This is a genomic window from Pseudoflavonifractor sp. HCP28S3_F10 (assembly GCF_052065415.1).
Lineage (GTDB): Bacteria > Bacillota > Clostridia > Oscillospirales > Oscillospiraceae > Pseudoflavonifractor_A.
Window position 1 is genome coordinate 116,335 of sequence record NZ_JBQHUB010000002.1, and the last position, 12,523, is coordinate 128,857.

A 12,523-nucleotide genomic window follows, 5' to 3' on the forward strand; every position below is an offset into this window, starting at 1 on the left:
CGCGCACGCGTTCCACGTCCTGTTCCGCCGGGCGGCTCACTCTTTCTGCCACCGCTTTTCCCACCACTGCCGCATGCTCCGGCAGGCGTTTTCGCAGTGATAGCGGATATTATGACTCATGACGCGGAAGATCCCCCACATGCCGGACTCCACGTCCCACCGCAGGGAACCGGAGCGGTAGAGATAGTCGCCGGGGCATTGGGTCCGCTCCGGCTCGATGTTGAACACGCTGCCCACGCTGACCGCCCCCTGGATGGGAATGACCCGGGTAAACGGGTCTTCCGGCTGGGCCCGCCAGCGGTGGCCGTGGAGGACAAAGCTGATGTTCCGGGGCTTATCCGCCGGCATCAGCAGACGGAAGATCACCCGCTCGCCGGCATAGGCCCGGAACACCGGCGTGGCCGGGTCGCCGTGGACCTTGGAGTCGAAGACCTTGTAGATGAGGGGGACGCGCTGGAGACGGTTGAAAAACCGCTCCGAGCGGTAGTTGTACCCCTTCTCTCCCGTGTCCTCGTGGTCGGGGGCGCCGTGGGCGCCTTCCGGCCCCTGCTCCGTGGTCTTGATGAGATCTCCCTCCCGGTCCAGCATGCGGATACCGTTGTGGGCGAAGAGGACGAATTCCCGGAAAGTCTCCGTACCCGGCGCGGTGATGACCGCCGTCTCCCCGTGGTTTTCCTCCGCCGGGCAGACGCCGCTGTAATGCCTTGCCCCTGCCGGCTCCACGATGACGGCGCCGAAAAGCCCGTGGTGCCGGTGGTTGCGCAGGTCGCCGAAGGAGGTGAGCAGACAGGCGCCGTACTCCCGGTCGGCGTGCCACAGGTAGCGGACACACTCCCCGGGCCCGGCGGTCTGCTCCGCCGGGTTATAGCCCACATTGACGCCGGAGGACGCCACCGGATCGTACTTCAAAAACTGGGGATTGAGGGATACCCGGTCCCCGGGTCTGTGGGGAAGGTCCACCGGCACGGAGGGGTAGCTGTTCCAGCGGATGGGCACATCCGGGTCGAAGAGATTATGGAGGGTGACCTCCACCCAGTCTCCCGCGTTGACCCGGAGGATGAGCGGAACAGGCCTTTTGCGGCCGCACATGATATCTTTGGCCTGATCCAGAGGAACGAACAGCAGCCCCTCCGGGTCGTGGTCGCCGAAACGGTTGTAGCAGAGGTTCTTCTGGATGGCGGCCACCTCAAATTTCCGCACCACCGCGCCGGGCGGCGGCGTCCGTGGGGCGGCGACCGGCCGGATACCGCACAGGGGCGGCAGGTCCTTCCGTGGGGCGGCATGGACCCGGAGGATACCCCACAGGCCCAGCCACAGGTCGTCGATGCCGCCGGAATAATAGAGATAGTCCCCGGCGCCGTAGGGCTCGTCGATGCGGAGGTTGAAGGCCTCGGAGATACCGATGGTCTGGGACTGGACCAGAGGAGACACCGGGTCGGTGATCTCCTTGCGCCAGGGGAGGCCTGTGATATTCAGAATGTGCTGCTCCTCGTGGGCGCCGTCCAGCAGGCGGATGACCATGGGCTCGCCTGGGTAGGTCTCCAGGACGGGGGTAGCCGGGTCGCCGTAGCAGAAGGAGCTGAAGATGTGGGCGGGGTCGTTTTTGATCTTCAGCCGCTCTGGCATGGGCTCGCAGCGGTAGTTGATGCCCATGACCCCGGGGTCATCGTCGGAGCCGGGGTGCTCCGGTGGATTGAGGGGTCTCCCCTCCCCGTCAAAGAGCAGGGCAAAGTCGTGGAGGGCCAGGACGAATTCCCGGTGCATTTTGCCGTCGGCGGTGCGGATAACGGCTTTTGTGCCCCTTTTCAGCGGCTCCCACGTCTCGGGGTCCAGGAACTCCGCCCCGGCGGGCTCCACCAGGAGGGCGCCGAACAATCCGTGCTGCTGGTGAACGTTGGCAAACAGATGGTCATGGAAAAAGACGGCGTTGAGCTCCTCGTTGGCGAAGAACCGCTCGATGAGGGTCTCGTACTGCCGGGCCCCGGCGATATTGTTCCAGCCGTTGGCCGCACCGTCAGAGACGATGGTGTCGAACTTCACCAGATGGATGTGGAAGCCCACGATATCGGTGATGGTCTCCAACTGAAAGGCGCTGGCCTCAATGCGCTCGGGAAGGAAGTTGGTAAGCCGCACCTCAATGCAGTCCCCGGCGTTGGCCCGGAGGACCAGCGGCTCCGGACGGATCTCTCCCCGCTCCACCTTGGCCAGATAGCCGTCCAGATTCCCCTCCTTTTCAATGTCCTCCTTGAGGACAAAGAAGCGGCCCTGGGGATCGTGCCAGCCATATTTGTTGTAGACCACTTTCGCCTGTACCGCCGCGATATCAAAGATCTTGATATCTTCCGGTGTATCGCAGGGACAGGTCTCGGTATACAGGGCCCCGGGCGCGAAATTCTCCACGAAGTTGGCCTCTTCCAGAGGGGTTGGCTCTCGTGTGGGCTCCCCTTCCGGTGTCAGGACACCCAGAGGCGGCTGAAGGGGCTCCTCTCCGAAGGTCCCCGCCACAAAGTTGGGATATCCGGGGTGCAGTTCGTCCCTTGGCGGCGGGAGGGGACGGTCTCCCAGAGGTGTCAGGTTTTCGATGGGCGTACCGTCCGGGTAGGTCCCGCTGCCGTCCTGCAGGCGGTCGAACACCCGCCACAGGGTCCACATCCCCTCATGAAAGTGGGGGTAGAGGTGGCAGTGGAAGATGGCGTCCCCGATCATCCCGTTGAGACTGCCCGCGCCGTAGAGGATATCCAGCGTGTAGCACTCCTGGGGGCTGATGGAGATGGAGTCGATGATGGTGGACTTGGGGTCCTCCGGCTCCAGCCGCCACTGGTGGTTGTGGAGGTGGAACACATGGGTCTCTTTCACGCCGCCGTGGATGAGCCGGATCTTGGACGGGTCCCCCACGTAGGCCCGGAGGATGGGAGGCGCAGGGTCCCCATAGGCCCAGGAGCTCATGGAGATGTCCTCCGCCGTATCGGCGGGGTCGGCGTAGTGGTGGTCCAGGGGCAGGCGGTTGCGCATGGGCTCGGAGCGGTAGCTGATGGCCGTGGTGCCGTTGGGAAGGCCCGTGTGGGGATCCGTGGGCGGCTGGTTGTCTTTGTTCAGGATCTCCAGCTCGTCGTGGAAGAACACAGCGTATTCCCGGAAGGCCGGTTTCGCGGGGTGGTAAATGTCGGCGAACAGACCGCTGTCGATGGATTCACCTGTCACCGGATCGTACCAGGAGGACCCGGCCGACTCCACGATGATGGCCCCGAACAGGCCGTGGACATTGGTGCCGTCCTCGCCGCTGCGGGTGTCTGCCATGTCGGAAAAGAGATAGACCCCCTCCCGGTCGGCCTGCCAGGTGTAGCGGATGCGGCCGCCGGTGGTGGAGTCCGGGTTCTCCCCCACGTTGGCGCCGTCGGAGGTCAGGATATTATAAGGCAGGCCCTGCACGTGGATGGAGGCCCGGCGGCCCAGCCTGTTCTCAAAGTTGATCTGGACCGTGTCGCCCACATTGGCCCGGATGACCAGCGGGCGTACCTCCTCATAGGGCTGGGGCACGGGCAGCTCGAAGCGCCTGCGTGCCTCCCGCCGGATCCGCTCAGAGTCCTGCTTGAGCACATACATCATCCCGTTGGGATCGTGGTCGCCGAACTTGTTGTAGACAATGGGAAGAGAGATGGCCTCTATATCATAGACCCGGGTTTGTCCGGTATTCGGATAATTGGATAATTCCAGCATAGAACTGCTCTCCTTGCGTGTTACTGCACGGCATTCGATGACATCCGACCGCCGTGTACCCTATTCTATGCCGCTTGGTTACGGAAGGGTGTTCCCTTCCCGCCCCGGCGGCCGCCGTCCTGCCGGTGCAAAAAGAAAAACCTGTACGCTCCGCAGAGTACAGGTTTTTGCCAAAATATCTGGTATTGCCGATGGGGCAGACGGTATCGTCCCCCTATTTCCCGCGGCGCGGCTTCTTTCCGCCCGGCTCGCCGTGGTCCATCCCGTAGAGAACGAAGTTCTGGTTCCGGTCACAGACCGCCAGGAAAACATCCCGCGCCGAGTGGATATGGCGCTGGTTGAGCTGTTTGTCCAGCCAGGTCCTGTCCAGTCCCATGCGCTTCAAATTGTCCTCTAGGATGCGGCCATCCATGATCAACTCGGTAAAAAGCAGCTCCTGCTCCGGCGCCAGGCCCATGTCGTTGGGCGTGGCGGGACGCTGACTGCTCACCGGAAGGATGGTGAGTTTTCCGTTATACTCGTAAACCGCGGTCTGGATCCCCGTCAGGTCAAAGTATCCCTGCTGCCTGCACATGACCATGAACTCGCTCAGGTCCAGCTTGGCCTTTTTCAGGTTTTCCCGGTACAGCTTTCCGTGGTCCATGAGGATGGTGGGCGTGCCGTTGAGATACTTGCGCGCCCGCGGAAATTTGTTGGCCATGATGCTCAGCAGCAGGGTGACGCCGCCGTATATCGCCATGGCGGTCAGCGGCTTCCAGGGTTCCTCCAGCTCCGTGGCCATCTCCGCCGCGATGGAGCCGATGGTGATCCCCGTGATATAGTCGAAAAAATCCAGCTGGGCGATCTGTTTGTGCCCGATGAATTTGGCCACCAGAAACAGCGCGCCGAAAGAGCCCAGCGCCGTCAGGCAAAGGATCAGAAAACTCATGCGTCAGCCCCCTTTTCCTCTATTCTGGCCCGGCCTCCGTCAAAACATACGCTGAGTCTCCGTGTCCTGCTCCCGGAGATACAGGCGTTTTTTCGGGAGTGAGGAAGGACAGCGGGAGTTTGCAGAGTGGAAGAAACAGCGGGAAACCGAGCAACAGAAACAGGCATAACAAAGGCGGGAACATCTCAAACGATGTCCCCGCCTTATCTAAATTTGTCCGTTCGTTTTCTGGCTTTTAGGTCTTTCCTGGAAATGACTTCATATTCATCCCACTTAACACGGGATTTGTTCCATCCATGCAATATTACAAAGAAAACAGCATGAATCATCAGCAAGATGATACCAGACGGCAACATGGGATTATTAAACCATCCCAAGAAAAAGTATGCAGTAATTCCTACAGCATACCATGCTGCAATAACAGTCGTGACCGCATAATCGGCAATGCCAAGTGCTGATAAGCGGGAGGGATACTTATTGATGAGATACTGATTATAGCACAACGGAATATTTGTTCGGATGCGAGTACTGTATCCGCTGTGCTGTCCAATTAAATATTTTGAAGCCCTGGGAGAGTTTATTTCAATATACTTTTGAATTTTATCTTTTTCATTCCACCATGCGTTTTCTCTGCATAACATAATTCCCAAAAGCCAAATGGGAACCACTAAAAACAGCAACCAAAGGAATAGAATGGATAGTACGGCTATAAGACCCGGAATAATCATCATTTCCCCCACAATAATCAGATAGGATGTATTTATTATATTTAAGAATTTAGAATAAAGCAAGGGCAGGAATTTTTCTTCCTGCCCTTTAGCGCTAAAATATATTCTCAATAGAAATGATAAATCCGAACACACTACCCACTTGGATAATGTAGTTCGGATTATCATTGTTTGGTCGGAGTGTAATTATAGGATCTGGAAAAAATCAGTCATATCAATGGTTTGCAGGCAGCAGGCAAGAGATTTTTATCCTGAAAATGAAAAAACAAGAGAATTACCGCTTATAAAAATTTGCGAATGTCCACGGCAAGCTGTTCTTCCAAATTGATCAGCCGTTTCGCAATATCCTTGGAAACTTCATCTGCTGCCTCATATTGGTTTAGATACTTGTTCAGCGATTTGACACCCATATTACAGCCATCTGTCATCAGGTCTGCAATCGTCTGATCGGAGTTATTCATCCCCATTTTCATGCTGGTTTTAATCCAAGACATCCCCTTGGCAATGGGGGGTGGCTCTTTTCCATCATCATGGTATTTTTCCAGGAGGGCCTGAATCTCATCCTTTAGCTTTTCGTGTTTCTTTTTGCACTCCGTCAGATATTGCTTAAGTGCACCACTGTGCACTTGATCAAGAACATCATCAATGGATGCGACCCCCATTTTAACGCCTGCGTCACATTCCCGAAGCAGTTTTATCGTGTCCTGTTCAATCATAGAAAATTGAGCCCCTTTAGTAAGATGAAGTTAGTCTGTACAGTTTTGCATTCTTTATTCTCTGGCCCAACAGCGAAGCTTGGACAGTATTGACACCAATTTCCGGGTAAGGCGCTGCATAGAGCATTGGGTATATAAAAACAAATCGACAGGCTTCTCATCGAAACCTGTCGATTTTGGATTGGAGTGTAATTATAGGGTTTCAGAATCTCCAAATTCGCGGAAATCTGCGATCAGGTTTCCATCCAAATCCAGGATGTAATGCCAACCCAAGAAGTCCCGACAGTGGATCTGGTTATCATCTATCCAGAAGTGTTGTTTCGAATGAAGGGAAACAAGAATATCCCGTCCAGAGAAACTCCAAATCTGTTTAAGATGTGAGTCGTAACGAAAAATTTCTCCTTCGCCCCAAATTAAATATCCACCATCAATAGGATGTATTTCGAATAAGCCTCCTATGTTATCGCATTTTTCGTATTGGATGATAAGGCCGGTATCCATATCAATTCTGACAATAGAATCAAATAGGATCGTTGTTAGAATATTTCCCTCCAAGGCAGCATAAGGCTCATAATTTGAACATATTAAGTCGAGGAGCGCTATCTTTAACGAATGCCCATCCAAACGGGTAATACGAAATGTGCGTGTCATAAAATAGCCATTGGTATCTATTTTCTCTGTATTATGCACGATATCATATTGGTCAAGAAACGGCTGCTCCTCAACACTAGTGAGCACTGCATATTTTTCGTTATGAAGGTGCATGCAAACTCCTCCGTGTGTTTCTTTAAGGTAAGAAAAAAGGTAAATCCTATAAGGATTTACCCTTGGTCGGAGTGTAATTATAGGATCTGAGCTTTCCGGTCACAGCTCACCAAATCGAAGCCCAACGAAATGGGTTCGATTTGGAAAGGAGGAGCAACGGCGTGAGCGCGAGATGACTTTTTGATGCAACGCATAAAAAAGTCGCCGCAAGCGATATAAAGCTTGCGGCGGCGTGGTCCGAGTGACTGGATTCGAACCAGCGGCCTCTTGAACCCCATTCAAGCGCGATACCAAACTTCGCCACACCCGGATATTCAATTTTGTCTCTCTGTCCCAGACAGCTTATATAATATAACACATCCCATCTTCCTTTGCAAGTGCTTTTTCCTCTTTTTTTGCCGCACACACATTTTTATTCTGCGGCATAGGCTGGCACAAAAGGAGGAATGCCCCTTGACTGCAAATGGCACTATCATCACCCGCGTATTCACCTCACAAGCCCGTCTGCCTCTGGCGGGTGCGATGGTCGCATTCACTCAGGACGCCCCCGACGGCAAACGGACCCTATTGGCCCTCCGCATGACGGACACCAGCGGGATGACGGCCCCTGTGCGCATTTCCACTCCGCCGGTTATCGACGGCACCAGCCCCGGCGGCCCGACGCCCTTCGCGGTCTGTGATATCTGGGCCGAGGCGCCTGGCTACGAGCTCAGCAGCATCCGGGATGTCCAGATCTTTCCGGGTGTGGAGACCGTTCAGGATATCGAACTCATTCCCCTCCCCCAGACCCGGGCCCAGCTTCAAGACACCGATGTCTCCTTCGTCACACCTCAGGACCTGTAGAAAGGAGGTCCGTATGCCGACTGTTGTAACGCCCTATATTCCACAGTATATCACCGTACATCTGGGACCGCCCCAGTCCAACGCGGAAAACGTCACCGTTTCTTTCCCCGACTATGTAAAAAACGTGGCCTCCAGCGAGATCTATCCCACCTGGGAACCTGCGGCCCTCCGGGCCAACATCCTGGCTATCATCTCGTTCGCCCTGAACCGGGTCTATACCGAGTATTATCCCAGCCGGGGGTATCCCTTTAACATTACCTCCAGCACCGCCTACGACCAGAAGTTTATCAATGGGCGGAACTTCTTCGAGAATGTGGAACAAATCGTGGATGAGATCTTCACCACCTATATCCGGCGGAAAGGATTTGTGGAGCCGCTGGCCGCCAAATTCTGCAATGGCACCACCGTTACCTGCGACGGACTCTCCCAATGGGGCAGCCAGGAGCTGGCCCAGCAGGGCTATAATTCCATGGATATCCTGCGCCGCTACTACGGCGACGATATTGAGCTGGTTCCCAACACCCCCGTTATGGGCATCCAGTATTCCTATCCCGGCTATCCCCTCCGCCGGGGCAGCTCCGGTGAAAAGGTGGTCCAGCTCCAGGTCATGCTCAATCAGGTGGCCAGGGATTACCCCGCCATCCCCCGTATCCAGCCCGTGGACGGAGTCTTTGGCTCGGCCACCGAGCAGTCCGTCCGCAAATTTCAGCAGATCTTCAATCTGGCGCCGGACGGCGTGGTGGGCAATGGGACCTGGTATAAGCTGGTCTACCTCTATGTGGGTATCCGCGATCTGGCGGAGCTCATCAGTGAGGGGCAGACCTTCTATCGGATCCAGGTCCCCACGGAAGGGCAGCTTGCCATTGGAAGTCAGGGCGACAGTGTAAAGGTCATCCAGTACATGCTTCGGGTCATTGCAGAGTTTTACGACGAGGTCCCCGTCGTGGCTATCGACGGTATATATGGGACCGGAACGCAAAACGCGGTATTGGCCTTCCAGCGGCGCGAAGGTCTGCCCCAAACCGGCGCTGTGGACGCCGCCACCTGGGACGCCCTCTCCCGGGCCTATGAGGGCATCCGCACCACTCTGGTCTCGGACAGCCGGCTGATCCCCCTCTCCACCATTACCGGAGGCCGGTATTGACACAAGGAGGTGAATCCATGATCTTTTCTCCCATTGAGCCCGGCATGCGCAGTCACGTGTGCAGCCACGCTCAGCGCACCTTTCTGGATCTGAGCCCCTATCTGGACGGGATCGAGCCCGGCCCGGTCAACGGCCTGCACCTGGGGCCGTCGGTGCGCAACGTCCAGTGGTTCCAGCGGATGCTGGGGCAGGCGCAGAACGGCGTTCTGGACGAGGCGCTGATGCAGCGGCTCTCCGCGCTGCAGCGGCTGGTCCGGGGCAACGGCTGACCCGGCGGACACAACACTTCACGCGCCCATGCGCTTACAGCAAAACAGAGCGGCGGCGCAGTCATGCGCCGCCGCTTTTTGTCTCAGCTCTCACGGTCCACGGTGTGGAACTGCTTCAGGTTTCCGATCTTCTGGCTCCGCCGGTCCAGCTCGTCCATGACCGCGGTCAGCGGGATATCCTGGGCCACCATCAGCACCATCAGGTGATAAATGAGGTCGGAGATTTCCCCCACCGTCTCCTTCTCCTTGCCGTTCTTGGCGGCGATGATGGTCTCGGCGGACTCCTCCCCCACCTTTTTCAGGATCTTGTCCAGCCCCCGCTCAAAGAGGTAGCAGGTGTAGGAGCCCTCCTGAGGATGGCTCTTCCGGTCCAGCACCACCTGGTAGAGGCTGCGCAGCGTGTCGTTGCTCATGTTCATAGTTGGTCTCCCTCCAGTTCGATCTCGTTGAAAAAGCAGCTCCGGGCGCCGGTGTGGCAGGTAGGCCCCACGGGCTTGCAGAAATAGAGCAGAGTATCGGTATCACAGTCGGTCATCACCCGCTTGACATGCAGGAAATGGCCGGAGCTCTCCCCCTTGTTCCAGAGCTTCTGCCGGCTTCGGCTCCAGAACCACGCGGTCCCGGTTTTCAAGGTCAGCTCCACCGCCTCACGGTTGGTAAAGCCCAGCATCAGGACCTCCAGCGTGTCAACATCCTGGATGATCACCGGAATTAAGTCGGATTTTTGAAAAAGCTGGTCTAAATCGAAGCTCATCTCATCACCTCACCGGGATATTCTGCCCGCGCAGATAGTCCTTGACCTGGGGTACGGTCAGCTCCCCGAAATGGAAGAGCGAAGCGGCCAGCGCCGCATCGCACCCGGTCTCCTCAAAGACCTCCGCGAAGTGCTCCAGACTGCCGCAGCCGCCGGAGGCGATCACCGGGATGCCCACCGCCTGGGCCACGGCCCGGGTCATGGCCAGGTCGAAGCCCGCCTTGGTGCCGTCGGTGTTCATGGAGGTGAGCAGGATCTCACCTGCCCCCAGGGCCTCGCCCTGCTTCACCCAGTCGATGAGATCAATACCCGTTGGCTTGCGGCCTCCGGCCACCACCACCTCCCAGGTACCGTCCCCACGGGCCCGGGCGTCCACCGCCAGCACGACGCACTGGGAACCGAAGCGCTCCGCCGCCTGAGCAATGAGCTGGGGATTGGCTACCGCCGCCGAGTTCACCGAGATCTTGTCGGCCCCCGCCCGCAGCAGCTGCTGAAAGTCCTCCACGGTCCGGATGCCGCCGCCCACCGTCAGAGGCACGAAAACCTGGCTGGCGGTGCGCTCCACGATATCGGCCACTGTCTTGCGGGCCTCCACCGTGGCCGTAATGTCCAGAAAGACGATCTCGTCGGCCCCCTGGTCGGAGTAATATCTGGCCAGCTCCACCGGGTCGCCGGCGTCCCGGATGTTGACGAAGTTGACCCCCTTGACCACCCGGCCGTCCCGGACGTCCAGACAAGGAATGATGCGTTTGGCTAACACTGGGTTCCCCCCTCCCTGACTGCCGCGGCCAGATCGATGGTCCCGGCATAGTAGGCTTTGCCGATGATGGCGCCGTACAGCCCCATGGCATGGAGCTTCTCGATATCCTCCAGCACCGACACGCCACCTGAGGCCACGATTTGCCCCGAATATACCTTTTGCAGCTCGGCCAGCCGGGCAAAGGAAGGCCCCGACAGGGCTCCGTCAGTATCAATATCTGTAAAGATGATTGTCCTTACACCCATTGACTCCATAGACTTTGCAAACTCCAGATAATCCAGCCCGGAGTCCTCCACCCAGCCGGCGGTCTTGACCTTTCCGTTCAGCGTATCCACGCCCACGGCAATGCGCTCACCGTAGCGCTCCACGGCGGCACGGACGAAATCCGGGTCACTGACGGCGGCCGAGCCGATAACGGCCCGGTAAACGCCAAGGCGGAACACCTCCTCCAGGTCAGCCATGGAGCGGATGCCGCCCCCCAGTTCCACCCGCAGGCCGGACTGCTCCGCCACCGTCTTCACGATGGCGCCGTTCCTGCGCACCCCGTCTTTCGCGCCGTCCAAGTCCACCATATGGATATAGCGGGCCCCGGCGTCATAGAAGGCCCCGGCCGTGGCAATGGGGTCCTCAGCCACCTGATGGACCGTTGCAAAATCTCCTTTGTAAAGTCGAACTACTTTGCAGTCTTTCAGGTCAATGGCGGGTAAAATGATCATCGGTTCAGCCCTCCGAAATTCTTCAGGATATGCAGGCCCACCTCGCCGCTCTTCTCCGGGTGGAACTGGCAGCCGTAGACGTTCCCGCTCTGCACGGCAGCCACCACCTCGGTGCCGTAGTCGGTGGCGGCAATGACCTGACCGGGATCGGCAGCCCTGCCGCAGAAGGTATGGACAAAGTAGACGAAGCACCCCTCGTCCAAACCGGAAAAGAGGGGCGACACGTTGGGAAAGCGCAGACTGTTCCAGCCGATGTGAGGCAGCTTCAGATCGGTCCGGATCCGCTCCACAGAACCATGGACAAGTCCAAGCCCTTTACAGTCCCGGACTTCCTCGCCACGGTCGAAAAGCAGCTGCATCCCCAGGCAGATGCCCAGAATGGGCTTGCGCGCGGCCTGCCCGATGACCAGTTTGTCCAGGCCGGGGCCCCGCAGGCGCTCCGCCGCATCGGGAAAGGCTCCCACGCCGGGCAGGATGATGGCGTCGGCCCGCTCCAACTCGGCGGCGTCGCTGGTGATGCGGGTCTCCAGTCCCAGATATTTCATGGCGTTGGTGACGCTTTTCAGGTTGCCCACGCCGTAGTCCACGATGGCAGTGTAGCTCATCCCAGCACCCCCTTGGTGGAGGTGACAGCGCCGCCCTCCACCTTTACGGCGTCCTTCATGGCCATACCCAGGGACTTGAAGAGGGCCTCGGTGATGTGGTGGGCATTTTTGCCGTAGAGCGCCTTCATATGCAGGGTCAGACCGGCATTCATGGCCACCGCCCGCATGAATTCCTCCGTGAGGCAGGAATCGTAGGAACCGATCATGGGCTGGGGCATCTCCGCGTCAAAGACCAGGAAGGAGCGGCCCGAGAAATCCAGGGCAGTAAGGCACAGGGCCTCGTCCATGGGCACATAGCAGGAGCCGTAACGCCGGATGCCCCGTTTGTCCCCCAGCGCCTGCCGGAGGGCCTGCCCCAGGACGATGCCGGTATCCTCCACCGTGTGGTGGCCGTCCACCTCCAGGTCGCCCTTCACGATCAGGTCCAGGCCAAAGCCGGCATAAAAGGCAAATGCGGTGAGCATATGGTCGAAGAACCCGATCCCCGTGGAGATATGGACCTCTCCCCCGTCCAGACACAGGGACAGGCGGATGTCGGTCTCCTTGGTAGTGCGGGTGATGGCTGCGGTGCGCGCCAT

General features: G+C 57.9%; 14 protein-coding genes and 1 tRNA gene. 3 read left to right on the forward strand and 12 right to left on the reverse strand.

Features of this window, described 5'->3' with window-relative positions; genetic code table 11:
* Nucleotides 1-36: 36 nt before the first annotated feature.
* The 6 genes from ACTNBZ_RS02135 to ACTNBZ_RS02160 form a co-directional block, all read right to left on the reverse strand.
* Nucleotides 37-3,717, reverse strand: coding sequence for a multicopper oxidase domain-containing protein (locus ACTNBZ_RS02135; protein WP_441207998.1), 3,681 nt, complete (start codon nt 3,715-3,717; stop codon nt 37-39).
* A 214-nt stretch (nt 3,718-3,931) separates the two neighbouring features.
* Nucleotides 3,932-4,645: a DUF421 domain-containing protein gene (locus ACTNBZ_RS02140; protein ID WP_441207999.1), complete on the reverse strand. Its 714-nt coding sequence runs from the start codon at nt 4,643-4,645 to the stop codon at nt 3,932-3,934.
* Between the two features lie 203 nt (nt 4,646-4,848).
* Entirely contained in the window at nt 4,849-5,436 is a 588-nt protein-coding gene (locus ACTNBZ_RS02145; RefSeq protein ID WP_441208000.1) for a hypothetical protein, read from the reverse strand.
* 218 nt (nt 5,437-5,654) lie between these two features.
* Nucleotides 5,655-6,089, reverse strand: coding sequence for a hypothetical protein (locus tag ACTNBZ_RS02150; RefSeq protein WP_441208001.1), 435 nt, complete (start codon nt 6,087-6,089; stop codon nt 5,655-5,657).
* A gap of 192 nt (nt 6,090-6,281) precedes the next feature.
* Nucleotides 6,282-6,854: a hypothetical protein gene (locus ACTNBZ_RS02155; RefSeq protein ID WP_441208002.1), complete on the reverse strand. Its 573-nt coding sequence runs from the start codon at nt 6,852-6,854 to the stop codon at nt 6,282-6,284.
* 233 nt (nt 6,855-7,087) lie between these two features.
* Nucleotides 7,088-7,164: transfer RNA gene (locus ACTNBZ_RS02160), tRNA-Pro, on the reverse strand.
* Nucleotides 7,165-7,307: 143 nt separating this feature from the next.
* Here ACTNBZ_RS02160 and ACTNBZ_RS02165 point away from each other — a divergent pair.
* The 3 genes from ACTNBZ_RS02165 to ACTNBZ_RS02175 are packed head-to-tail and all read left to right on the forward strand — an operon-like array spanning nt 7,308 to nt 9,110.
* Complete coding sequence (locus tag ACTNBZ_RS02165; protein WP_441208003.1) at nt 7,308-7,697, forward strand: spore cortex-lytic protein; 390 nt, start codon at nt 7,308-7,310, stop codon at nt 7,695-7,697.
* Between the two features lie 13 nt (nt 7,698-7,710).
* On the forward strand, nt 7,711-8,841 hold the full coding sequence (locus tag ACTNBZ_RS02170; protein ID WP_441208004.1) for a peptidoglycan-binding protein: 1,131 nt from the start codon (nt 7,711-7,713) through the stop codon (nt 8,839-8,841).
* A gap of 17 nt (nt 8,842-8,858) precedes the next feature.
* Nucleotides 8,859-9,110 (forward strand): hypothetical protein, encoded by a 252-nt coding sequence (locus tag ACTNBZ_RS02175; RefSeq protein WP_441208005.1) that lies wholly within the window; start codon nt 8,859-8,861, stop codon nt 9,108-9,110.
* A gap of 83 nt (nt 9,111-9,193) precedes the next feature.
* Here the strand turns inward: ACTNBZ_RS02175 and hisE are convergent, their stop codons facing one another.
* From hisE to hisB, 6 genes are read right to left on the reverse strand one after another with little or no spacing between them, the layout of a single operon-like run.
* Nucleotides 9,194-9,529 carry a phosphoribosyl-ATP diphosphatase gene (hisE, locus tag ACTNBZ_RS02180; RefSeq protein ID WP_441208006.1) on the reverse strand — a complete coding sequence of 112 codons (336 nt, stop codon included), beginning with the start codon at nt 9,527-9,529 and terminating at the stop codon, nt 9,194-9,196.
* A complete protein-coding gene (gene hisI, locus ACTNBZ_RS02185; RefSeq protein ID WP_441208007.1) occupies nt 9,526-9,864 on the reverse strand; it encodes a phosphoribosyl-AMP cyclohydrolase in 339 nt (112 codons plus the stop codon). Before hisI ends, hisE begins: the two co-directional genes overlap by 4 nt.
* A gap of 4 nt (nt 9,865-9,868) precedes the next feature.
* Nucleotides 9,869-10,624 (reverse strand): imidazole glycerol phosphate synthase subunit HisF, encoded by a 756-nt coding sequence (gene hisF, locus ACTNBZ_RS02190; RefSeq protein ID WP_441208008.1) that lies wholly within the window; start codon nt 10,622-10,624, stop codon nt 9,869-9,871.
* Nucleotides 10,618-11,340 carry a 1-(5-phosphoribosyl)-5-[(5-phosphoribosylamino)methylideneamino]imidazole-4-carboxamide isomerase gene (gene hisA / locus ACTNBZ_RS02195; RefSeq protein ID WP_441208009.1) on the reverse strand — a complete coding sequence of 241 codons (723 nt, stop codon included), beginning with the start codon at nt 11,338-11,340 and terminating at the stop codon, nt 10,618-10,620. The genes hisF and hisA overlap by 7 nt, the downstream gene beginning before the upstream one ends.
* Entirely contained in the window at nt 11,337-11,945 is a 609-nt protein-coding gene (hisH, locus tag ACTNBZ_RS02200; protein WP_441208010.1) for an imidazole glycerol phosphate synthase subunit HisH, read from the reverse strand. Before hisH ends, hisA begins: the two co-directional genes overlap by 4 nt.
* On the reverse strand, nt 11,942-12,523 hold the full coding sequence (hisB, locus tag ACTNBZ_RS02205; RefSeq protein ID WP_441208011.1) for an imidazoleglycerol-phosphate dehydratase HisB: 582 nt from the start codon (nt 12,521-12,523) through the stop codon (nt 11,942-11,944). The genes hisH and hisB overlap by 4 nt, the downstream gene beginning before the upstream one ends.